The organism is Paenibacillus sp. BT-177, assembly GCF_025846815.2.
Taxonomy (GTDB): Bacteria; Bacillota; Bacilli; order Paenibacillales; family Paenibacillaceae; genus Paenibacillus; species Paenibacillus polymyxa_C.
The window spans coordinates 857181-879910 of sequence record NZ_JAOYTP010000001.1 but is presented as its reverse complement, the minus strand read 5'-3'; the positions used below and the strand labels follow the sequence as shown (position 1 = coordinate 879910).

General features: G+C 44.9%; 20 protein-coding genes and 1 pseudogene. 15 read left to right on the top strand and 6 right to left on the bottom strand.

Annotation, left to right across the window (positions count from 1 at the left end):
* Positions 1-128: 128 nt before the first annotated feature.
* Positions 129-830, top strand: a complete 702-nt coding sequence (gene sigK / locus OIU26_RS04030; protein ID WP_025365394.1) for an RNA polymerase sporulation sigma factor SigK — start codon at positions 129-131, stop codon at positions 828-830.
* Positions 831-1174: 344 nt separating this feature from the next.
* Here sigK and OIU26_RS04025 read toward each other — a convergent pair whose 3' ends face one another.
* Both OIU26_RS04025 and OIU26_RS04020 read right to left on the bottom strand, forming a co-directional pair.
* Positions 1175-2149, bottom strand: a complete 975-nt coding sequence (locus OIU26_RS04025) for an alpha/beta hydrolase (RefSeq protein ID WP_264215991.1) — start codon at positions 2147-2149, stop codon at positions 1175-1177.
* Positions 2146-2775: a TetR/AcrR family transcriptional regulator gene (locus OIU26_RS04020; RefSeq protein WP_090738707.1), complete on the bottom strand. Its 630-nt coding sequence runs from the start codon at positions 2773-2775 to the stop codon at positions 2146-2148. Before OIU26_RS04020 ends, OIU26_RS04025 begins: the two co-directional genes overlap by 4 nt.
* A 221-nt stretch (positions 2776-2996) precedes the next feature.
* Between OIU26_RS04020 and OIU26_RS04015 the strand changes: the two are divergent.
* A pseudogene (locus OIU26_RS04015) lies at positions 2997-3223 on the top strand (sigma factor); the annotation flags it as partial.
* A 155-nt stretch (positions 3224-3378) separates the two neighbouring features.
* Positions 3379-3840, top strand: a complete 462-nt coding sequence (locus tag OIU26_RS04010) for a DUF523 domain-containing protein (RefSeq protein WP_165079547.1) — start codon at positions 3379-3381, stop codon at positions 3838-3840.
* Between the two features lie 104 nt (positions 3841-3944).
* On the opposite strand, the gene OIU26_RS04005 is transcribed toward OIU26_RS04010, so the two are convergent.
* Positions 3945-4694 carry a YdcF family protein gene (locus tag OIU26_RS04005; RefSeq protein ID WP_264215990.1) on the bottom strand — a complete coding sequence of 250 codons (750 nt, stop codon included), beginning with the start codon at positions 4692-4694 and terminating at the stop codon, positions 3945-3947.
* 147 nt (positions 4695-4841) lie between these two features.
* On the opposite strand from OIU26_RS04005, the gene OIU26_RS04000 reads away from it, so the two are divergent.
* The 5 genes from OIU26_RS04000 to OIU26_RS03980 all read left to right on the top strand — a co-directional run bounded on the left by OIU26_RS04000 (position 4842) and on the right by OIU26_RS03980 (position 10463).
* Positions 4842-5729 carry a DMT family transporter gene (locus OIU26_RS04000; RefSeq protein ID WP_013372220.1) on the top strand — a complete coding sequence of 296 codons (888 nt, stop codon included), beginning with the start codon at positions 4842-4844 and terminating at the stop codon, positions 5727-5729.
* A 166-nt stretch (positions 5730-5895) separates the two neighbouring features.
* Positions 5896-6672: an NAD-dependent epimerase/dehydratase family protein gene (locus OIU26_RS03995; RefSeq protein ID WP_264215989.1), complete on the top strand. Its 777-nt coding sequence runs from the start codon at positions 5896-5898 to the stop codon at positions 6670-6672.
* Positions 6673-6905: 233 nt separating this feature from the next.
* Positions 6906-7898 (top strand): ABC transporter permease, encoded by a 993-nt coding sequence (locus OIU26_RS03990; RefSeq protein ID WP_013372218.1) that lies wholly within the window; start codon positions 6906-6908, stop codon positions 7896-7898.
* 18 nt (positions 7899-7916) lie between these two features.
* The gene (locus OIU26_RS03985) at positions 7917-8810 is read left to right on the top strand and encodes a carbohydrate ABC transporter permease (RefSeq protein WP_264215988.1); all 894 of its coding nucleotides are present in this window, start codon (positions 7917-7919) and stop codon (positions 8808-8810) included.
* Between the two features lie 111 nt (positions 8811-8921).
* Positions 8922-10463, top strand: a complete 1542-nt coding sequence (locus OIU26_RS03980) for an extracellular solute-binding protein (RefSeq protein WP_264215987.1) — start codon at positions 8922-8924, stop codon at positions 10461-10463.
* Positions 10464-10535: 72 nt separating this feature from the next.
* Here the strand turns inward: OIU26_RS03980 and OIU26_RS03975 are convergent, their stop codons facing one another.
* Together OIU26_RS03975 and OIU26_RS03970 are read right to left on the bottom strand one after the other, a co-directional pair.
* Positions 10536-12797, bottom strand: a complete 2262-nt coding sequence (locus OIU26_RS03975) for an AraC family transcriptional regulator (protein WP_264215986.1) — start codon at positions 12795-12797, stop codon at positions 10536-10538.
* Positions 12798-13027: 230 nt separating this feature from the next.
* Positions 13028-13741: an expansin EXLX1 family cellulose-binding protein gene (locus tag OIU26_RS03970; RefSeq protein WP_040103278.1), complete on the bottom strand. Its 714-nt coding sequence runs from the start codon at positions 13739-13741 to the stop codon at positions 13028-13030.
* Positions 13742-14091: 350 nt separating this feature from the next.
* Between OIU26_RS03970 and OIU26_RS03965 the strand changes: the two genes are divergently transcribed.
* Positions 14092-14808, top strand: a complete 717-nt coding sequence (locus OIU26_RS03965; RefSeq protein ID WP_058710248.1) for a metal-dependent hydrolase — start codon at positions 14092-14094, stop codon at positions 14806-14808.
* Positions 14809-14901: 93 nt separating this feature from the next.
* Here OIU26_RS03965 and OIU26_RS03960 read toward each other — a convergent pair whose 3' ends face one another.
* Positions 14902-15981, bottom strand: coding sequence for a M42 family metallopeptidase (locus OIU26_RS03960; protein ID WP_016324571.1), 1080 nt, complete (start codon positions 15979-15981; stop codon positions 14902-14904).
* A gap of 184 nt (positions 15982-16165) precedes the next feature.
* On the opposite strand from OIU26_RS03960, the gene spoVAC reads away from it, so the two are divergent.
* From spoVAC to OIU26_RS03930, 6 genes are all read left to right on the top strand, one after another.
* The gene (spoVAC, locus tag OIU26_RS03955; RefSeq protein WP_016821646.1) at positions 16166-16672 is read left to right on the top strand and encodes a stage V sporulation protein AC; all 507 of its coding nucleotides are present in this window, start codon (positions 16166-16168) and stop codon (positions 16670-16672) included.
* Positions 16669-17691, top strand: a complete 1023-nt coding sequence (gene spoVAD / locus OIU26_RS03950; RefSeq protein WP_013372210.1) for a stage V sporulation protein AD — start codon at positions 16669-16671, stop codon at positions 17689-17691. Before spoVAC ends, spoVAD begins: the two co-directional genes overlap by 4 nt.
* On the top strand, positions 17688-18044 hold the full coding sequence (gene spoVAE, locus OIU26_RS03945) for a stage V sporulation protein AE (protein WP_013372209.1): 357 nt from the start codon (positions 17688-17690) through the stop codon (positions 18042-18044). Before spoVAD ends, spoVAE begins: the two co-directional genes overlap by 4 nt.
* Positions 18045-18260: 216 nt before the next feature.
* Positions 18261-19220, top strand: a complete 960-nt coding sequence (locus OIU26_RS03940) for an AAA family ATPase (RefSeq protein WP_264215985.1) — start codon at positions 18261-18263, stop codon at positions 19218-19220.
* 3 nt (positions 19221-19223) lie between these two features.
* Complete coding sequence (locus OIU26_RS03935; RefSeq protein ID WP_025675588.1) at positions 19224-20471, top strand: DUF58 domain-containing protein; 1248 nt, start codon at positions 19224-19226, stop codon at positions 20469-20471.
* Complete coding sequence (locus OIU26_RS03930; RefSeq protein WP_264215984.1) at positions 20468-22714, top strand: DUF3488 and transglutaminase-like domain-containing protein; 2247 nt, start codon at positions 20468-20470, stop codon at positions 22712-22714. Before OIU26_RS03935 ends, OIU26_RS03930 begins: the two co-directional genes overlap by 4 nt.
* Positions 22715-22730 lie beyond the last annotated feature (16 nt).

Below are 22730 nucleotides of genomic sequence, written 5' to 3'. Positions count from 1 at the left end.
AAATTGTTACGGAGCAGTTTTCGGAGTACAGGCACGGATGGGCACCTGCCTACATACAATAAACAGACCGCAAGCCCGGTAAGTAACAAAGGCCGGTAAGTTCGCAACTACCTCAGGAGGTGTCATCCGTGCCCGGACTATTTAGTGCTATCGCTCTGTTCATCAAGGAATTGACGCTACTCGTTTCCTACGTGAAAAACAACGCCTTTCCGCAGCCATTGACTGAGAAAGAGGAAGCTCGACACCTAAAGCTGTTTGCCGAAGGCAACGCACATTCCCGTAACACACTTATTGAACATAACCTAAGGCTGGTGGCCCATATTGTAAAAAAATTCGATAACACCGGCGAAGATTTGGAGGATCTTATATCCATCGGCACCATTGGACTGATCAAAGCTATTGAAAGCTTTCAGACCGGAAAAGGAACAAAACTGGCAACATTTGCAGCCCGTTGTATAGAAAATGAGATTCTGATGCATTTAAGGTCCCTGAAAAAGACACGCAAAGACGTATCTCTCCACGATCCTATAGGGACTGACAAGGAAGGCAACGAGATTACTTTAATTGATATCCTTGGTTCCGAGGCGGACGATATTGTAGATAAGGTACAGCTCAAAATCGAGAAGAGCAAAATCTATCGCAATCTGGATATTTTAGATGACCGTGAAAAAGAAGTGGTGATTGGCCGATTTGGTCTGGAAGCTGGAGGAGAAGAACGAACACAGAGGGAAATTGCACGAGAACTGGGAATTTCACGCTCGTATGTGTCACGAATTGAAAAGCGCGCGCTGATGAAGTTGTACCATGAATTTTACAAGCAGAAGGGATAATGGATAAGGAGATATTTGAAGCCGCGTTGCTCTTGTAGAGAACGCGTTGTTTTCTAGTTCATTTATTCAATTCCGAGTCTTTATTCAAATGATCTCCAAAAAGGATCTTCTCCTGACCAGCAAACAGCATACACTTGTCTTTTGTCTTTATCAACATGCTCTGTACTCGTACTACCGTTTTTTTTCGCTTAAATAATAGCTATTTTGCTATGTATTTTCATTTAAAACGCAAATAAAAGCCTGTAGTGGTTTTCTGCACTACAGGCTAAAAATGCTTGATATTATTGGGTATTTTTACTTCGTCAGGACAAGCTTTTTCGCTAGTCGGCTCTCTTGGATTGAATTTATTTTCCTACATGCTCATCCAAAAAGCGATCTACTCTTTTGAAATATTCAGTGGGGTAATGGTTGATGGCATCGATGTGCTCCGTATTTTGCGGGTACCATACTTCTGCTTTTGGGTTATCTTTTAAGGACTCGTAAATAATTTCTGTATTTTTATAACTGATTTGCTGATCTCCAGTACCATGAATGAGCATAACTGGCTTGTCTTGCATCTTTTTTACCGCATTCATAGGAGATATGGAATCAAGATCAACCTTAAAGACCCAATTTGCCATCCATGTCGATGTATAACTGAATGGAAATGCAGGTAGACCTGAAAAGTAGGGCAAACCCTCTCTCAGAAATAGACCAGCATTACGAAAAGGACTATCCGCAATTACGGCTTTGATGTCATCACTTTCACTTGCGGCTAGCAGAGAAGTAGCAGCACCCATTGAAAAGCCGATAACTCCAATGTTATCACCCGTATGGTCTCTGGATTTTAAGTAGCTTACAGCTCCTAGCAAATCGTATTTTTCATTGAGGCCCAGTGTAATCAAGTCACCATCGGATTTACCTTGCGAGCTGAGGTCAAATGCCAATACATTGTAGCCTTTCGGAACGAAATGCTCTACTAACTTTTGGGTCCGCCCTTTGACTAAACGATTGCTCGTATATCCATGGACGACAACAATCGTCTTATCACTTGGTTTACCAGAAAGACCACTTGCAGGAAAGAATGTACCTCTAATCGTATTATCATTTTTCAAACTCTTGAACTCGATCTCTTCGTAGGGTGTTTTATCGATATTCAATTCGTAGCTGACATTAGTGTCTCTAGGATGGTGCAACAAGGTGTCTACTACTTTATAAGATATAAAAAATACAAGAGCCATTACAAGCAGAAGCACGATTCCTAGGCTCCATAAAATTTTCTTCCGTTTTTTCACACGAACGTTAAATGTCAGATCGGGTTGTAATGATGTTTGACTCATTCAGACTCCTCCGGTTTTTCTTTAGGTTGTATGGGTGCGAACAAATAAAAGGCATGCTCCTTCAGATTTTCCCACTCGGGATGCTGAATAATACTTTCTCCAAGAGTTAAGCCCACTCCATTTAAGAAAGAGATATAGGCACGAGAGATCATTGCTGGAGAAAAGCATTTGTTGAATTCTCCCATTAACTGTCCCTTGGCATAGATGCATTCGATCGCATCTGTCATTACCTTTACACTTTCAAGGACCTTCTGTGTAAGTTCAGGGAATCTTATTCGTTGTCCTAAGACAGATTGAACAAGCCGCAATTCATTTATATAGGAGTAGATATGGTTGAATTGTTCTGCCACCATGCTCTTAATCAATACGCCTGGTGTCCCTTCTTTTTTTAGACAAGCAAGCGATTTCACCTGAATATCAGCAAGCGGCTCAAGGACTGCGGCGTAGAATAAAGCTTCTTTGCTAGGAAAATATTGGAAAATGGTTCCAGGAGTCACTCCCACACTCTGCGCAATGATAGCCATTGTGGTATTAGAATATCCACTTTCTGCGAACAGGACAACAGCTTCTTCTAGGATACGTTTACGCCGCTCCAGTCTTTTTTCTTCATTGATGGGTCTTGCCAAATGTATTCCCCTTTCTTTAAACTAAACTTTCATTAATTAAATGATTGATTATTTAATTAATAATATATCTAAAATTATGACTTATAGCAAGAGTTAATTTATTTTACTTACGAGCAGGATGAACCTCAACATATAAAAATAAGCCGGAGTGCTGCCCAATATGCGCCTCAGGCTTGTTTTTATCAGATTATTTTGGATGAGTTAAACGTTCCGCCTTCCTTAAATTCGATAACACCGGCGAAGATTTGAAGGATCTTATATCCATCGGTACCATCGGACTGATCAAGGTCATTAAAAGCTTTCAGAATGGGAAAGGCACCAAGTTAGCAATATTTGCAGCTCGTTGTATAGAAAATGAGATCCTGATGCATTTGCAATCTCTGAAAAAAACACGCAAAGACGTATCACTCCATGATCCTATAGGGACTGAAAGGAAGGCAACGAGATTTGAATACAGGATTATGATTATGTCATCAGCTGGACGAATATCCTGACGGAGCGCGGACGTAGTGGCGAGTCTAAATTTTCGCACGATGACTCTTTGAGAAAATTTGTTTATACTTTAATTACTTAATATGAAAGCAATGGATATGAGGTGAACTAATGATTCTGGTAAGTTCATGTTTGGCAGGCATGAAGGTGCGATATAACGGGACGGATAGCCTGGATGTACATATTCAGAAGTTGGTAGAGGAAAAAAAGGCAATGACGATCTGCCCTGAGCTACTTGGGGGCTTTATGACGCCGAGAGAGCCTGCTGAGATTGTTGGAGGGACAGGGGAGGATGTGCTGAGTGGCACAGCCAAGGTGATCGAGTTTTCAGGCAAGGATGTCAGTGATATGTACATTAGAGGTGCGTACGAAGCTCTGCATATAGCCAGAGAGGTTAACGCGTCACTTATTGTTTTAAAAGAAAATAGTCCGTCCTGTGGGTCGGCAGCGATCTATAATGGGGCATTCGAAAACCGTAAAATCGCAGGCAACGGGGTAACCTCGGCTTTGTTAAAAAGGGAAGGCTTTAAAGTTATTTCAGAAGAACAAATATCGGAAATTTTCTTGCATTAGAATATGTAATGGTAGATCAAGCGTCTTGATCGCTTACTGGCTTATAAACTGCGGGCGCAAGACGCTTGTTTGTGCTGTGTCCGTTTTACACCTGTGTATCAACATTATTTAAGCTTTAACGCCAAAATTCCTAAATACTCTTTGAGGGCTGTCCCGGTTGTAGATATGGCCCCAGCAGACGGTGAGAGCTTGGCAGCATACAGTGACAATTTTTCACTTGCCAGATAGTCGGTTGGATAAGCTGTCGTTTGCATACCTGCGCGCTGAAATTCCAGTGCAGCACGTGGCATATGGAATGCGGAGGTCACCAGAATAGGTTTTGTGAGCTGGTGCTGTTTTAGGATTTTGGAGGTATATACGGCATTTTGCTGTGTATTCAAGGAACGATTTTCAATGAAAATATCCTTTGCCGGAATACCGAGTCCTAATAGCTGCCTCTGCGCAATATTCGCTTCATTACCACTGTCTCCAAACACTTGTCCACCGGAAAAAAGGATAGGTAGACCTGTTACTTCATGCAGTCTAGCCGCAGTGAGCAGTCGGTTGGCCGCAGATCCTAGCAGATTACCCTGTCCATTGATGTCGGGAGTTCCCTCTGTAGCTCCGCCCCCAAGTACGACAATAACATCGCCTTGAACGGTAAGGGGCTGTGGGTACTGCTTTTCCAGGCTACGGATTAACACATCTCCAACCAAATTGGTCGATGAAATATACAGCAGCAATGTGACAAGGAGCAGTACAATCGCAGGTTTACGCGCCCGTTTCCATAGCCAGATTACAAGCCCTGCCATCACGAGGATAAACAAACCGGGAGGAAGCACGAAGCTGTATAGAAATTTGATGAAATAAATCAAGTGCTGATAACCTCCTATCCTTATAAGTTTTATCTATTGGATACATTGTAACATAGGCAATTGACTGGATTCCTCTGTTGATAAAGTTGTCTTGTAGGCGTAATATATAAAATCTAGTGATTTTTTTCATAGAGGAGCGAGAGCATCATGGGAGAGTTAACGACAGCCAAGCGGATAATGATGATCGCGCTACTGGTTGTATTGTGGGGCATTTCTTGGCCCATCTATAAAGTTGCACTGGAATACACGCCGCCCCTTTTGTTTGCAGGGCTACGCACACTGTTGGGTGGTCTGCTATTGGGAGCGATTTTAGCACCGAGATGGAATCGTATTCGCTGGAAAGAAAATTGGCGAGTGTATGCTATTTCAGGTATTTTTAACGTAGTCCTGTTTTATGGTTTGCAAACAGTAGGGCTTATGTATGTTCCATCTGGCTTGTTCTCTGTGCTGGTATATCTTCAGCCGGTGCTGGTCGGCATTTTTGCATGGATGTGGCTGGGAGAATCAATGTCCAAACTCAAGGTGATTGGATTGATCATTGGCTTTCTAGGTGTGGCAGCTGTCAGTGTCGGAGGGTTTTCAGGACATGTGGCTATCGCAGGTGTAATCATCGCCATTATTACAGCAGTGAGCTGGGCGTTGGGAACCGTATATGTGAAAAAGGTCAACCAGCGTGTGGATTCGTTGTGGCTGGTCGCATTTCAATGTACGCTTGGAGGCATCGTGTTAACAGGAGCTGGATCGGTTACGGAAAGCTGGTCGGACATCGTGTGGAATGTTCCGTATGTGTCAGGGCTGGTATTCGGAACTGTGCTGGGAATTTCACTATCCTGGCTGCTGTATTTCACGTTGGTCAATTCGGGGGATGCCAGTAAGGTCGCTTCCTATACGTTTTTGGTGCCTGTGATTTCAGTATTTGTCAGTTCTATGCTGCTTCACGAATCGATTACGGCTTTTCTGCTAATCGGTCTGGTATTAATCGGCTTTAGCATTTATCTGGTTAATCGCAGAGTGAGGGTAGTGCGGCAAGCTTGAAATTAATATCTTAAAAAAGCAACAAGTAAGGACTCTGCTCAGGTAGCAGGGTCCTTTTTTATAGGTGACAGAATGCAGTGAATGATAGTAACAAGGTTCCCTCTCTAGGTAGTTGGTTAAGCTATGGATGACGGTACACTGTCAAAGAAGAAGGGAGATGCGGACGATGGCACGGAAATTGTTGATTACAGGAGCGGCGGGCACAATTGGGAAAGTACTCTATGAAGGGCTAAAAGCGGAAGGAAAATATGAAATAACCGCCGCCGATGTAAGGAGGGATGAAGAAGCAGGGATTGTCGAACTGGATATACATGATGCTGCAAGATTGGCTGAGCTTACACACGGAGTGGATACGGTACTACATTTTGCATGGATTAAGGATGAAGGGGACTTTCTCGGCAAAGTGCTGTCTGGCAATGTAAGCGGAGCTTATAAGCTGTATGAAGCTGCGGTTAAAAATGGGGTGAAACGCATTATTTTTGCCAGTTCCAATCATGCCACGGGGTTTTATAAGGTTGGCGAAACCATAGATGTAGAAGATCCCTACCGACCAGATAGTTTTTATGGATTGAGTAAGTGCTACATTGAACTGCTAGGACGGCTATATGCCGATCAGGGCAAAATATCTTCAATGAATATCCGCATCGGTAATTTTCCTGGGGATGATCGACCGCATTCGGAGCGCGCTGCTCATATTTGGATCTCTGAGCGCGATATGATCCATCTGACCGTCTGCTGTATCGAGGCCCCTTCAGAGATGAATTATCTTAATTTGTATGGGACATCAGCCAATACGGATAATTATTATGATATTGGCTACTTGGAAGAACGAATCGGATATAAGCCGCAGGATAATGCTGCTGAGTTGCTGGAGCAGGCCAAGAAAATTGGATTTCATGTGAAACAAGATGAAACCACTTTTCAGGGTGGACAAAAGGAATAGAGCAGATTGTCCAAATGTGCTTTATAATAGGCTTAAGGCGTCGATCAGGCGCCTCTTATTACACAAAACTTCACAAATATCCGAATTGTTCACTCCTCTAGACACTCCTTTGTTCATGAAGCATGAGAGGCTTCACTTTTCATTTTGAATGCGCTTACATACTATATAGTTATACGGCGGCGATGCTACAAACCTTGCAGTCGGTAATGTATATAGAGGGGGAGTGACTCACATTGAATCAGCCTATGCCCAAAAATTCTGCAATGCTTACGACGGATTCCCGCTTGAACGGTAGGCTGGGAACAGGTAGGAAACACGGTTTCTTCTATGAACTGATCCGCAATCGAGTATTATTTCTGATGTTGTTGCCCACTTTAATCTTTTTCTTCATAAATTCATACATTCCTATGGTCGGCATCTATTATGCATTTACCCAGTTCGACTTCAATACCAGCCTTTTTGAGGCCCAGTTCGTCGGACTCCAGAATTTTCGCTTTCTATGGCAATCCGGCACGCTGACAAAATTGACATTGAATACGGTCGGATACAACGCGGCTTTTATCTTACTCGGCAACGTGTTAGCGATTGTCCTTGCCATTTTACTGAATGAGTTGCGAGGTCGCTACTTTAAAAAGATCACTCAATCTGTGATGTTTCTGCCATATTTTGTTTCCTTCGTTATTCTAAGTGTCATCGTGTATAACATATTTAATTATGATAATGGTTTTCTGAACACGCTGCTGCTGCAATTCGGCGGTGAACGCGTGGATGTGTATAACAAACCATGGGTGTGGATTTTCTTGATTATCCTGTTCTACTTATGGAAAAATCTAGGCTACAGTATGGTAATCTACCTGGCAGCGATTACAGGGATCAGTGACGAATATTATGAGGCAGCTAAAATAGACGGAGCTAACATTTTTCAACGAATCTGGTACATTACCGTTCCTATGCTCAAGTCAACATTCGTTGTGCTGTTGTTATTTGCGCTGGGTAGTATTATGAAAGGACAATTTGATCTATTCTATCAGTTAATTGGTAATAACGGAGTGCTGTACAATACGACAGATATTTTGGACACTTATGTGTATCGTTCCTTGAAAGTGACTTTTGATGTGGGTATGGCTTCGGCGGCAGGCGTGTACCAATCCTTGTTCGGATTTGTACTGATCATGACCGTGAACTATATCATCCGCAAGTTGAACGACGAATATGCCTTATTCTAGAAAGGAGGACCGAAGCGGATGGCGATCAAAGAGGATGTATACACTCGGATTTTTAAAATTATTTCTTATGTGGTTATCATTGTGGCATCCATTGCTTGTTTACTCCCGTTCCTACTTATTATCTCGGCTTCACTAACCAGTAATGAATCGATTATCAGGGATGGCTATCACTTTATTCCACAGCAATTCTCGCTGGAAGGATACCGGACGGTGTTCACCTTTCCTGAAGAGGTGTTGCGGGCATATGGGGTGACGATTTTTACCACGGTTGTAGGTACGACGCTGGGCCTGTTCCTGATGACAATGGCGGGATATGTGCTGGCACGCAAAGATTTTAAATACCGCAATGCGTTTTCATTCTATATTTACTTTACGACGTTGTTTGGAGGCGGCTTGGTACCTTGGTACATCATGCTTACGAAGTATTTAGGATTGCTCGATACGTATACAGTGCTTATTTTTCCGGGATTGATGACTTCATTTCTGATTATTTTGATGAAAAATTTCATTCGTTCCTCCATGCCGGAAGAGCTGTTCGAGTCTGCTAAAATTGATGGTGCGGGTGATTTTAAAATTTATTATCGAATTGTACTGCCTTTATCTACACCGGGTATTGCCACTGTGGGGCTGTTTCTGGCCTTGGCTTACTGGAATGACTGGTTCTCATCCTCACTCTTTATTAATGACCCGCACAAATACCAGTTGCAGTATTATCTGTATAATGTAATTAACTCCATGCAATTTATTGCTCAAATGGGTGCGGGTACCGGAGTGTCCCTTTCCAACGATATGCCGACAGAGTCGACCAAAATGGCAATGGCGATCGTGGTTACGGGTCCTATTTTACTACTGTATCCGTTCATTCAGCGTTACTTTGTCAAGGGATTGACCATTGGTGCGGTAAAAGGATAAAGCGGTACTATAGAGCTGCGATGGCATGACGTGCTGACGGCGTGCCATCCAAGCAGCACTTTTTGTAAGCGTTTTATTAAAACAGACTACCATTTCAAAGGGAGGATTCACATGACATTCACAAAGAAAAGAAAACAACGCATGTCCGTCCTGATTGCAGTAATGGTCATCATGGCGCTCTTAGCTGGATGTGGAGGCGGTAGCGGAAACAGCGCACAAAAAGCAAATGGAGAGGATGATAAATCCCAAAAAGTACAGCTGCAATTTTATATGCTGGGTGATGCTCCTAAGGATCTGCCTACCATTGAGGCAGAGATCAATAAGTTGGCAGAAAAAGATCTGAATGCCACCGTCAAATTTAACTATACGACGTGGACCGACTGGGATCAAAAATATAAGCTGTTATTGTCTTCGGGTCAGCCTATCGACCTCATCTTCACAGCAGATTGGACGCAGTATCAGGCCTATGCCAAGAAGGGCGCATTCCTGCCGTTAGACGATCTGCTGCCTAAGGCCGCACCTGCCTTGCAAAAATTTGTACCTCAGGATATGTGGGATGGGATTAAAATCGGAGGCAAAATTTATACTGTACCTGGCACGTATAAAGAATATGTCACAAACGGTTTTGTATGGCGTGAGGATTTACGCGAAAAGTACAATTTGCCTAAACCGACTGATATCAAAAGTTACGAGGCTTATATGGATGGGATACGTCAGCATGAGCCAAATATGAAAACCGTATCTCTGAACAGCGATATCAAGGGAAATCTGCATGATCGATATACCGAATTAGTAACAAAGAGTGTGGGTGCTTTGCCTTATGGCATTGGTATCAAATATGAAAAACCAACAGAGGTATATAAGTTTTGGGGCTCAGATGAACAAAAAGAAGAGCTGAATACTTACAAACGCTGGGCTGATAAAGGATTCATTCCTAAAAACGTATTAAACGTAAAAGATACGCTTCAGGATCAAGTCACTTCTGGTAAAGCAGCGAGTATTTTCGGCGACAATCCAACCCGCTTTAATGACATGGTCATTAAGCTCAAAGCATCCCACCCGGACTGGAAGCTTGAGTACTATCCATTCCCGCTGACAACGGGCTATGCAACTCCGGTGCATCCGATTCATAATGGTTTTGCAATTCCAAAAAGCAGCCCGAACCCAGCCCGCGCATTGGCCTTTTATGAGAAGCTGGTGACAGACAAACGCTATAACCTGCTTACGCAATATGGTATCGAAGGCAAAAACTACGAAGTCAAAGATGGTTACTATCAAATGATAGGTAGCGGTAGTACGAATGGATTTTCACGGGAAGGTATGAACAGCTGGGCTTGGCGTAACCCGGAATACATGCTATTTGATTCAGGTTTTGACCGTGTGAAGAAGATTTTTGCTGAGCTGGATAAAATCCAGAAGCCTGACCTGTTTACCGGCTTTGCAGAGGATTATACGACCTACCAAGCAGAAAAAGCAGCGTTGGAACAGGTTGAGAAGCAATACCTGTACCCGCTCCAAGCTGGACTGATCGACAATGTTGATCAAGGTCTTGAGACCTTCGTGCAAAAGGCGAACCAAGCTGGCTTAGAGAAAATTCAAACCGAATATACAAAACAATGGGAAGCCTATGTGAAGGAGAAGGGGATCAAGTAAAACATAAGAGCAGTGATACAAAGCAGAAAAGCAAGTCTCCAGAAAATTGGAGGCTTGCTTTTTTGATGTCGCCTATTGCGCATTCGCTTTAGAACGGCGAAAATCTGTGGGCGTCACGCCCAAGCTACGTTTGAACATACGGTGGAAATAAGAGCTACTCGCAAACCCGGTTTGTTCTGCCACGTCAGCCACTGACCAGTCGGTCTGTTCCAGCAGCTCGCAGGCTTTGCGAATACGGAGTTGCTGGATGACGTCTACGATGGTGGACATGGTTTGTTGCTTATAAAGCCTACTTACATAAATTGGAGACAAATCCAACTCTTCCGCAATCTGATTGAGACAGAAATTAGGATCTGTATAGGCCTGTTCCATTCGCTCATTGATCTGTTGCACCAAGCGTTCTTGCTTCGTATTTCGTTTTTCCGCTAGACTGGAGCGAATCTGATCAAAGACCAATTGGTAATGATCAATAAGATCCTCGGCGGTCTCTAATCGATCTGCGGATGGTAATTCAGGTTTAGATTCGATAGCAAATCCATTGAGTTCACTTATATGCCGAACGGCATTATTCACACTCATGATGAGCCGGGATATTGCCACCCGAACAGAGGAAAACGGATATTTCTCCATATGCATCAACAGATCTTTGAACATCCGGTGCGTATCCTCCGTATGACCAGATAGCAGCGTATCCAGCAATTTTTTTTCTTTATCCGATGGATACACATAAGTATTTTGGACATCTTCATCTGTAGTGTTTCGTGCATTAATAATACAGCCATGACCCTGAAAAAAACGGTGCATAGATGCGTTCTCTACCTGACGGTACAGCAGATGTAGCCGTTCTGGTTGATTGGTAATCGCGCTGTAGGTTAGTGATACACTCAGCTTCAAATATTCAAAACAAGCTTCACGTATTTGGCGTAATAGGGTCTCCAGTAGTACCGTGTCTGTATGTTCGGCGGGGTCTAGAATATTGAGCATCAGCAGGACGCTATCCTCATCCATATCAACGGTTTCCACCCGGTATGTCTGCCCGCATATTTCGGAAGCGATATTCATGATTGCAAACTTGTAGGGTAGCAGATCAGGTCCACGCTCGCTTTGCCATCGGGCATATTCATCTATGCGCAGGAGTACAAGGCGATAGTCTTTGTCGAACTGGAACGTAATCCCGAGCTCGCGCAGTCGTTCCGGTTCTTCACCAGCAGGAAGATTTCGGATTCCCCGAATCACATTCCGTAAAATGTTTTGCCGGATCGTATACATACTGTTGCGTTTTTCCGATTCCAGTGAATTCATATGCACAACAATTTGGCCAATAGGCGTATACAACATTTTGGACAGCAGCCAGGAAGCCACAAATCCTGCCATTCCGATGATGGCTGCGATCAGTACCATGGCATTACGAATAACACTCGCCATTTTGATAACGCTTTCATATGGTGTGACACTAATATACTGCCAACCTAGTCCATCCGGGGAAGTATAGGAAATCAGTGATCTTTTACCATGAAATTCTTCTACAAAATAGCCTGTTTCCTGTTTTTTGACTCTGGTATGCAGCCATAGCTGTTCTTTTTCGTTCAAAGCTTCGTCTGTCAACGTCGTCCCAGATAACAGTCTGCCTTGATCGTCTAAAATATAAGCGGTCCCGCCTGAGACGGGGCTCGCTGCCATTTCCTTGTTCATCCAGGCCGCCGATACATTCACAATCACTGCCGAATTTATCGCTTCGTTCGAGTTGATTGCGTCATAACATAAATACGTATAGGCTGCGATGTCTGGGCTTGCTTGCTCTAGGCCAGCTCCGGAGTCTGAGGCAGACAGCAACGGATACGTACGTGGGATAGGCGTAAAGGGTTTGTAGTCCTGATAATGATCGAGCACGCGAATGATATCTGTATCAGCCAGTTCATGTTTGCTGAATAACCCGTTTTGGCCTTGTGATGACGCAATGTAGAAAGTGTCACTTTTAGGGTTATACACATAAATGGATTCAATATACGGCATGGAGTTAAGATAATTATTTAATTCGGTCATGGCAGCGGTTACATCATATACATTGGGTTTGGGATAATACAACAGCTTGGATAGGGTACTGCTGCGGTACATTTGGAATGCCAACGATTGAGCAATAGATGTCATGTTGATGACCTCTTTGCTTCTCAACGTCAAGCTATTGTGATTGGCTTCGAACGCCTGCTCCTTTTCCACGCGGATATAGTAGAAATAATATACAGTGGTGGATACCAGCAATGTTAGTGTTATACATAACGTAATGCTGACCAGCAATTTGCTGTGTAGCTTATGATGCTTTTTGAAATTGCTCATATGAACAGGCCTCCTGTCTGTGTGCACGTAGCTGTAAAGTACACCCTATTTATGTATTCATTATACGTATGATCTTATGAACAGGACAGTGAACAAACCGGTTCTTTGTGAAAAATAATGATTTTTCCGTAAAAAGACCGAGAACACGTTTACGCAAACTAGATTGCGTCGGTTCCCGGTCGGTTTTATTGGTTCAAATGAAAAGAAGCAAAGATGAGGCGGCACTTCAATCAGTCTGGAAATTGAACATTACCTTTAACGATATAGGCTTGGCCTGTGCCATTTTCCGCTAGAGCTGGGATGGTATCGTTCAGTACGACACCACGAATGTCCGTAATCCGTATTTTCAGAGGCTGTTTTCCTAAGTTAGTACCCAGAAAGTGGTTGTAATCCTGTTTTTCGAGATTGAGCCATTGTCCGTTTTGTTGGACTTCCATTTTTAAGACCGGATATTTATGATTACGTACTTGAATGGCTGCCCACCATTGGCTACTGCCTTCTTTAATGCGGTAAGAGACATTGCCGCTAACCGGAGCTTTGACAACTTTCCATGAAATATTGATTTTTCCATCCTTTTGATTGCCGATCAAGTTGAAGGCATTCGGAGATAGATCAAGTGCGCCACTCGGACCCTCAGGATATAAATCTGTTACATAGACGGTCGTTTTTCCTTTGGGGCCTTGAACTTCCAGATAAGCTCCAGCTAATGCGGCTTTGATTCCGTTATAATTCAGTTGTGTGGGGTTAAGCGCTGTAATTTTGGCATCAGAAGGGATAGGGTCAAGCAGTAATGCTCCTCCAGAGTAACCTGATCCTGTATATGTGGCGTACCCGGTGTATGTATCATTCCAAGCAGCTGAAGCGGGCAGGGCGAACAATACGACACTTAGCAACGATGTCAGACCGATAGTTTTGAACTTTCGAAACAGAGATTTTTCTCGCATAATCATTTCCTCCTTGTTCATTTAATAGATTTATATAGTAAATATAAACACTATATTACCTAATATTCCAAATTGTACAATAGGACTTTGAGGCAAAAAGAAAATGTTGGGAATATTTGTCGACCTACCTATGGGCCATATGGTGTGTTTTTTAAGAAATGGCTGTACAGATAAAAAATAAGGGGAGGGTTAAGTAATGAGGGCGAAACTAGGACTTTTGGATGAAGTCTTTTAAATAGAATAAGCGAACTATTGTTCTCGTTTTGATTGTCGTATACAATCGAATCATGCTGATTCAAATAGAGTGATGTCGACTCTGTGTATGCTGCAACGAAAGGATGTTATGCATCATGATGGGAAGAGCCCATTTAATTATTGGAACCGGGGTCTCCCTGTCGGTATTAGCCTTAAGTGGATACGAAGTGACTCCGGCTGCCGTGGCAGCCGCTGTGGTTGGTTCATTGCTACCTGATATTGACGAGCCTAACTCCATGCTTGTTAGCCGTGCGTTACCGAACAAAATGCTTAGACTCGTACAGCTTCTAATGATTGGGGCTGCGGGTTGGGTGTTTTTCACCCGTTTGGCTCCGCCGCCCTGGAATCTTGTTTTGGCTTTGCTGATGATCAGCGCTTCTTTTATGCCTTCACGGTCTATGCGTAAAGTGATCATTTTTCTAATTGGTATCGGCCTAGCCTGGTATGGGGAATCATATGCACCGTGGAATTATATCGCCGGGTGTCTGCTGATCATATGTACGCTTGTTCCGCACCGAGGATTGACGCACACGGTGTATGGCACAGTAGCATGGACCGCGCTGCTTTATGGTACGACACGTTTGCATGGCGATAGTATATGGCTGGCTGGAGGGATAGCGTACTTACTGCATTTATTGGCAGATTCCTTGACGAATAACGGGATTAAGCCTTTGCCACCATTCAAATGGAAGCTACGATTTAGATTAATGAGTACCGGAACCCGGAAGGGAACAAAGGTAGAAAATATCTGTATTACTTTAACAGCTGTACTTGTAGTGATTGCTTTACTTCGGTACAAACATTTAATTTGAGATCTTCTATTTTTTCTTCTATTAAAAAAACAGTCAAGTACACGTTGTATGTGTCTTGACTGTTTTTTATAGCTTCCTATTCTCTGTTACTTCTTAAGCTCGTTCAATAATGGTATTCAGCGTTGTGCGATCCAGATTTTGAACCAGCTTAATGATCAGTTCCTTGGCCGCATCATAATCATCAGTATGAATAATGGACGAGGAAGTATGGATGTACCGTCCACATATGCCGATCACGGTGGATGGCACACCAATTCCGCTCAAGTGCACTTGACCAGCATCCGTTCCCCCAGTGGAGATAAAATATTGGTACTTGATTTTGTGGGTATCCGCCATATCTTGCACATACTCCACAATCCCGCGGTGTGTAATCATACCTGGATCAAATACCCGCAACAGTGCTCCTTTACCAAGCTGTCCGTATGCATTCGGATCTCCACCCATATCGTTGGCAGCACTGCAATCCAGTGCGAAGAAAATATCCGGCTGAATCAGATTGGCAGCTGTGCGCGCACCGCGCAGTCCCACTTCTTCCTGAACAGTAGCTCCTGCATACAATGTATTGGGAAGCTGGTCCTTTTCCTTATGTAATGCCTCCAACAGCTCAAGCGCCAGGCCTACACCATATCGATTGTCCCATGCTTTAGCCATGATTTTTTTGGGATTCGCAAGTGGAGTGAAGTCACAGATCGGGGCAATAGCCGTTCCGGGCACAATCCCCAGATCTTGCGCCTCCTGTCTGCTGTCTACGCCGATATCCAGGTACATATGCTTGATGTCCATCGGCTTGCTGCGTTGCGCTTCATCGAGCAAATGTGGTGAGACAGATCCAACTACACCAATAATTGGACCATTTGGGGTCAATACTTGAAGACGTTGTGACATGATGGCTTGGCTCCACCAGCCTCCAACCGGCTGAAAACGAATCATTCCATTTTCCGTAATGCCATTCACAATAAAACCAACTTCATCCAGATGTCCTGCGACCATTACACGTGGTCCACTTTCTTGCCCGCGTAGCACACCAAAAAGACTGCCCAAACGGTCCTGCACGATTTCATCCGTATAACCGGATATTCGTTCTTTAACCCATGCCCGCAGCTCTCGCTCATGTCCAGGAATAGAAGGGAACTCTGTTAAGGTTTTAAACAATTCCAATGTTTTTGCTTCCATGATGTATACCTCACTCCTTATTAATTAACCAGTGGTCGTCATGTATTCAGTATGAATGGATTTGTACGGAATGTCCACGATATCATTTTCCTGACATAACATTTCCCCTAAAAGCTCATAATGTTAAGGAGCCAAGCAATCTGAACCGCCAAGCGCGGAACTTACGAATAAGGGGTGGTGAATGATGCCAGCTAAGTCAGGACAGCGCGGTTTTCGTACCAATTCGTCGCCGTTGTCCATAAATGAGAAAGACTATCAAAGTGTTTCCCAAAAGCATGAACCTTCCAGAAAAGTATTTGCCAATTGTGTGCGTGCTTTCCTGGTTGGAGGCGTCATCTGTGTGATTGGGCAGGCGATCCAGGAAGCCTTTATGGCAGGTATGCATATTCCCGCCAAAGAGGCTGCGGCACCGACTGCATCCATGATGATCTTGTTGTCTGTTATATTAACCTGCATCGGGGTCTACGATAAGATTGCCCAATGGGCAGGAGCGGGAACCGCTGTACCGATTACAGGTTTTGCGAACTCGATGTGTTCAGCTGCATTGGAGTATCGTTCCGAGGGATTGGTACTTGGAGTGGGCGCAAATATGTTCAAGCTGGCAGGCTCAGTTGTCGTATTCGGTGTTGTGGCCGCATTTATCGTAGGCGTTATATACGCGATCCTCGGTGTGGGGGGCAACCACTTATGAGAAGACAGGGAGGACAAACCTGGAAGTTTGAGTCGAGACCGCGCATCATTGGTAGTGCAACTGTTGTAGGCCCGGATGAAGGAGAGGGGCCGTTGTCCACAGATTTCGATTATATTTATGACAATATCGAAATAAACGAGAAAACATGGGAAAAGGCGGAACGAAGATTAATTGAGCATTCTACAGAGCTTGCGTTAATTAATTCCAATTTAAACAAAGAGGAAGTGCAATTTTTCATCAGTGGTGATCTGATGAATCAGATTGTCAGCAGCTCATTTTCGGCTAGCAAGCTTGCTATTCCCTATTTAGGCGTTTTTGGAGCCTGCTCAACGTCGATGGAAAGCTTGGCTTTAGCAGCACTTATTGTGGATTCAGAGGCGGGCGACTACGTAATGGCGGGTACAACCAGCCATAACTGTACCGTGGAAAAGCAATTCCGCTATCCTAATGAATACGGAGCACAGAAGCCCCCCACAGCTCAGTATACTGTTACCGGTTCCGGTGCGGCTATTGTGGGACATGCGAAGTCAGGAACGGTGGTCGATTGTGCTACCATTGGACGTGTAATGGATATGGGCATTAAAGATCCCTTTAATATGGGCGGAGCCATGGCTCCAGCGGCGGCGGACACGCTTTTGTCTCATTTTCGAGATACAGGCAGGGACCCAGGCTACTATGATCTTATTGTAACAGGGGATTTAGCCTCTGTAGGGCTGCCGATTGCCAAAGAGCTCCTCAAAAAAGATGGATTCGATATGAATCAAACGGAATTTAATGATTGCGGTTTACTGATTTACGACATCAATAAACAAAAGAAGGTCATTGCAGGTGGAAGTGGTTGTGGATGTTCGGCTGTTGTAACCTATGGGCATCTGTTAAAGCGGATCGAAAAGGGAGAACTACAAAAGGTGCTGGTCGTGGCGACCGGGGCGTTATTATCTCCTTTGACTACACAGCAGGGTGAAAGCATTCCTTGTGTTGCACATGCTGTAGCTTTTGAAGCGGGAGGAAAAGTATGATATTTCTATGGGCTTTTTTAGTAGGCGGTGCCATTTGTGTCGTGGGTCAGTTGATGATGGATGTTATCAAAATGACTCCGGCACACACAATGAGTACGTTGGTGGTAGCAGGTGCAATTGCGGACGCTGTCGGAATATATGATCCGCTTATCAAATTTGCCGGAGCGGGTGCGACGATTCCAATTACCAGCTTTGGTAACTCACTCGTACACGGTGCATTAACCGAATTGGAAAAGGACGGATGGCTTGGTGTCATTACAGGGATCTTTAGTCTGACCAGTGCAGGGATTTCCTCGGCGATTATTTTCTCTTTTCTGGCATGCTTGTTTGTTCGTCCAAAAGGAAGCATATAAAAGCAGGGTGCTTTAAATAGGACAAAAGTAAAATAAACTGTATACAATCAACCCTTCGGATTTGATAGCCGAAGGGTTTTTGACTGTTTCGAAAAACATATACGTGCAAGAGAAGATGGAGCTTGAATAATATGGGCAGGGAGTTAAGTGTACTCTATGTCCACCTTCATGTACAATAATAGGAAACATGTTGCTATCTAGGAGGTTTACAGAGTTATGCCCGTGCGTCAAGAATCTGTGCAGATTGTATCTGCAATACGTTGTAATCTGGAATCATGCATATTAGGGAAATCCTTTGAAATAAAATTACTGCTTACGGCTATGCTGGCGGGTGGACACATTCTGATCGAGGACGTTCCGGGTACGGGGAAAACGCAAATGATCAAGGCTCTTGCTAAATCCATGCGTGGTGATTATCGCCGCGTTCAATGTAATCCTGATATTCTACCGAGCGATATTACAGGGGTATCTATATTTCATCCACGGGACGAGCGTTTTTATTTCCGTCCGGGTCCAGTTATGACTAACATTTTACTGGCAGACGAAATTAACCGGGCGACGACGAAAACCCAGTCAGCTCTGCTGGAGGTTATGGAAGAACGAAGTGTGACGGTGGATGGGGACACTCATATGTTGCCTCATCCTTTTATGCTGTGTGCCACTCAAAATCCAATTGATTTTGAAGGTACTTATATGCTGCCGGAAGCACAATTAGATCGTTTTATGCTCAAAATCAGCTTGGGCTATCCTGATTTGGAGACGGAGCGAAACATGCTGCTTCATCATCAGACGGGCCAGCCAGCAGACCGTCTGGAGGCTGTAGCGCATATGGAACAGATTGCTGACATCCAGCAGGAAATCAGAGATATCTATATGGATGAAGCGGTGACGTCCTATTTACTCGATATTGTGCGTGCGACGAGAGAACATCCATCTGTGTTGCTGGGAGCTAGTCCACGCGCCGCACTTGCTTTTGTAATGGCTGCCAAGGCATACGCTTTTCAGGATAACCGTGACTATGTGCTGCCTGATGATGTGAAGGCGCTGGCACCTTATGTGCTGACGCACCGTTTGCTGCTTCGTCCCGAAGCACGCCTCGATAGCTCCAACGCCCAGTCCGTGCTGCAGTCCGTTCTCCGACAGGTTCATGTACCCGTACGAATGGAGCGTTCTTAGGGAATGAACATGGTCAAAAGGAAGCGCAGGCTTCCCCGGCTATCAGGTCGAATCTGGCTTATGTTGCTTATATGGGTGGTGTGCCTGCTTTATTTGTTGTTTCAGGGTGGCAAAACATCGGTCATGCTGTTGTCAATGGTTACGCTGTTAATTGTTTATCTGTGGATGGTTGGTCTGAGTGGAGTTCGTCGCGTTCAGGGCCATCGGCAACTTTCGCAAGGCTCGGAGTTCGGGGAACTACTGCATGCGGGAGATCAGGTACACGTAAAGCTCAGTCTGAGCATTCCGGGCTTTCTTCCGTTACCCTATGTCATTGTTCGCGAGGTGCTCAAGCGGCATACGGGGGAATCCTGGTCGTTTGAAGACAGTGTCATCCCCAGTATGAAAGGGGGCGGCCAGCTTACATTTCAAACCCCTGCTTTAGAACGAGGAAGCTACTATTTTGAGGAAACCGAATGTGTGAGCGAGGACATCTTTGGCCTGTTGGAGCACAAGGGCAGGTTGAATGCACGTGGTGAATTTCGGGTGCTCCCCCGAACGGTATTTATCCCCTACTGGCAGATCAATGATCGCCGTTCAAGGATGTCTGGACCGCAGACCGTTCAAACTCGAACGCGTCGTGAAACGACACAAATCAACGGTGTGCGGGATTATGTATATGGAGATCGGTTTTCACGCATCCATTGGAATGCGACGGCTCGTACAGGTAGTTGGAAATCCAAGGAATTTGAGCATGAGACGGTTCCCAAAACGATGCTTGTGCTCGACGTACAAACAAAGCATTATGTAAACGCCGATCAGTTTGAGCTAGCTGTATCTTCTACCGCTTCATTGCTGGAATATGGTGGACGGGAGCGGATGGGGGTCGGACTGTGTACAGCTGGAGAGAAGGGGACTGTTTTTCAGCCAAGTGAGCAGACGATGGAACGACAACGAATGATGCATCACTTGGTAGACATTCACACTACTTCGCAAGGTAGCTTGATGACCGCTGTAGAGAGCTGTGTGCGCCAGTTTCCGCAAGGTTGCTATTTTATACTGATTAGTCCACTGAAGGATCATCAGGCGCTGGAGCTTCTCCGTTGGGCTGATACGCGGGGGATGACCCCGTGCCACGTCTATATCGGGGAAGGTTCTGCCGAGGGAGAAGCTGAAAAGTGGATGAGCATGCTTCGTGCAAGGGGAATTAAGGGCTACGATGTTGAGAGCCTCGAAGAGCTCCCGGCTGTAATGGGGGGAGGGACACAATGAAAACCTGGTTACAATCGTTAAAGAGCTCCTGGGCCCTCGCCTTTACTTTCTTGTGGATTATTATTATTGCCATGCAATGGGTGTCTTTTGCTTCCGAATTGTGGCTGGAAGAGACAAGAGCACTTGTACTGACGACTATTACAATGCTGGCGCTGGTGAAGATTTTACTACCATTCCGTCCATGGATTGAATTTGTCGTTAAGGCGGTAACGCTGTTTTTTATTTTGTATCGGACATTAGTGTCTTACTCCATCATTATCCCCTTCGGTGGGGTAGCCAATCGTCTGGATCAATTTATATCTAACATGTCTCCTTATGTTTGGTTCTCCCTCATTGCTTGGCTAGTCATTGAAATGGTGCCGCTCATCGTTACAACGAAGCAGCGGATTCTAGTTTTTGTGGGCATCAATATCGCAGCTCTGGCGGTGCTTGATTCCTTCACACCAACTGTGCTGTGGGAGGAGGTTGCCTGGATCGTCTTTGCTGGTATGGGATGGCTAGTGACGCAACATTTGCAGTATTTTCGTCAGCATTATCCTCAAGGATGGAAGCATATTCGGCGTTATCCGTATAAAATTGCGGCCAATATTGCCGTCATTTTTGCGCTAATTATTATGGCAGGTGTGAATATGCCCGAGGTACAGCCTGCTTTGACGGACCCCTATACAGCGTGGACCCAGCGCATCAGCTCAACCACCGCCGGAACCACCAATGGATCTGGGGCGCTGAATCAGCGCATGAACACTGCATCGGGTTATAGTCGCCAGGATAATCGGTTGGGTGGAGGTTTTAATTTTGATTATTCGCCCGTTATGACCATCACAACTAATCAGCGAAGCTATTGGCGGGGAGAAACAAAACGAATCTATTCCGGTACAGGCTGGAGTGACGGTGGGAACGATGATCTAACGCCAAATGAGGTGCCGATGACCGCTGAGCTTGAAAACACACAAGAAACGCGGCATTCTACTGAACAAGTCGTACAGACCGTTACAATGCAAAATGATCAGAGCTACCCGGTTCTGTTTGGTGCCTATTCGGTGCATCGTGTCCAATCGGTGGATAGAGATTCACGGGCAAACGGGTTGCGTTGGAACCCGCAACAGGCAGAACTTCTTTGGAATCCATCCTCACGAAGAACTGCTTATCCTAAAACGTATACCTTGGTATCTCATGTTCCTGTAATCCCTGAGAAAGAACTGCGTACAAAAAGTTTTAATGAGTTGTACGGAAAAAGCAAACAGGAAGCCTATTTGCAAATTCCAGACGAATTGCCGAAGCGGGTTCGTGATTTGGCTCGGAACGTAACGTCAACGGCCAAAACGCCGTATGAAAAAGTCGGATTGCTACAGCAGTATTTACAGCAAAATTATGCCTATACGAATAATCCGGATCTTTCGCGGAAAAGAAGCAGGGATTTCGTGGATGCCTTTCTGTTTGAGATTCGGGAGGGCTACTGCGATTATTATTCCACTTCATTAGTCATGATGGCTCGCTCCGTTGGGGTTCCAGCTCGTTGGGTCAAAGGGTATGCACCTGGTCAGCAGACATTTTCCGATGATGCGACAACGGGCGATGGTGATGAAAGTATGTCCTCTTACTCCGTGACAAATGCGGATGCTCACTCCTGGGCAGAAGTCTATTTAGGAGAATATGGCTGGGTTCCTGTAGAAGCTACGCCCGGCTTTGATATGCCGTTGCTTACGGAGCAGGAGGATTCAAACACTCTAGACGCCCCAGAGGTCAAAGATCAACCAGAACCAGAGCAGCCTGAGCAGGCCCCGCAGATGGATCCAGGGGAAGGATTTAAGATTCATCCTGTAATCATAGGCTCTGCTGTTGCCATTCTTCTGCTGTGGGTAGCTTATATCATCTGGCGTAATCGGGCAGACATTCACTTTTACCTGCTGCGTTTACGGACAGGTAAGCCGCTGACCCCGGATGAGAAGGTGGTCGTCGAAACTGAACACTGGTTACGGTACATGCGAAGGAAAGGCTTTGTCCGTGCCAGCCATGAGACACTGAGGGAATCAGTCGACAGATGGTCACAAGAAGCACCGGAACGCGCTGCGATTTTACATCAGTTGCTAGGACGCTTTGAACAAGCGCGTTATAGTCCTTCGTCGGTAACCGCGGAGGATTGGCGTAGTGTTCGCCAGCAAGCCTCCCTATTGCAGAAGGGACCCTGGATGAAACGATGGGCTGGACGAAGAGCAAAGTCTGATCAGAAGGATGAAGGCTAGTCTGTTTTTACTGGGT

Bases quoted from the DNA above. Each gene is read 5' to 3' on its own strand.
- OIU26_RS03970 (WP_040103278.1), bottom strand. From the start codon at position 13,741: ATGCGAGAAAAATCTCTGTTTCGAAAGTTCAAAACTATCGGTCTGACA.
- OIU26_RS04010 (WP_165079547.1), top strand. From the start codon at position 3,379: ATGATTCTGGTAAGTTCATGTTTGGCAGGCATGAAGGTGCGATATAAC.
- spoVAC (WP_016821646.1), top strand. From the start codon at position 16,166: ATGCCAGCTAAGTCAGGACAGCGCGGTTTTCGTACCAATTCGTCGCCG.
- OIU26_RS03980 (WP_264215987.1), top strand. From the start codon at position 8,922: ATGACATTCACAAAGAAAAGAAAACAACGCATGTCCGTCCTGATTGCA.
- OIU26_RS03995 (WP_264215989.1), top strand. From the start codon at position 5,896: ATGGCACGGAAATTGTTGATTACAGGAGCGGCGGGCACAATTGGGAAA.
- spoVAD (WP_013372210.1), top strand. From the start codon at position 16,669: ATGAGAAGACAGGGAGGACAAACCTGGAAGTTTGAGTCGAGACCGCGC.
- OIU26_RS03965 (WP_058710248.1), top strand. From the start codon at position 14,092: ATGATGGGAAGAGCCCATTTAATTATTGGAACCGGGGTCTCCCTGTCG.
- OIU26_RS04025 (WP_264215991.1), bottom strand. From the start codon at position 2,149: ATGAGTCAAACATCATTACAACCCGATCTGACATTTAACGTTCGTGTG.
- OIU26_RS03975 (WP_264215986.1), bottom strand. From the start codon at position 12,797: ATGAGCAATTTCAAAAAGCATCATAAGCTACACAGCAAATTGCTGGTC.
- OIU26_RS03940 (WP_264215985.1), top strand. From the start codon at position 18,261: ATGCCCGTGCGTCAAGAATCTGTGCAGATTGTATCTGCAATACGTTGT.
- OIU26_RS04000 (WP_013372220.1), top strand. From the start codon at position 4,842: ATGGGAGAGTTAACGACAGCCAAGCGGATAATGATGATCGCGCTACTG.
- OIU26_RS03935 (WP_025675588.1), top strand. From the start codon at position 19,224: ATGAACATGGTCAAAAGGAAGCGCAGGCTTCCCCGGCTATCAGGTCGA.
- OIU26_RS03960 (WP_016324571.1), bottom strand. From the start codon at position 15,981: ATGGAAGCAAAAACATTGGAATTGTTTAAAACCTTAACAGAGTTCCCT.
- spoVAE (WP_013372209.1), top strand. From the start codon at position 17,688: ATGATATTTCTATGGGCTTTTTTAGTAGGCGGTGCCATTTGTGTCGTG.
- OIU26_RS03930 (WP_264215984.1), top strand. From the start codon at position 20,468: ATGAAAACCTGGTTACAATCGTTAAAGAGCTCCTGGGCCCTCGCCTTT.
- OIU26_RS03985 (WP_264215988.1), top strand. From the start codon at position 7,917: ATGGCGATCAAAGAGGATGTATACACTCGGATTTTTAAAATTATTTCT.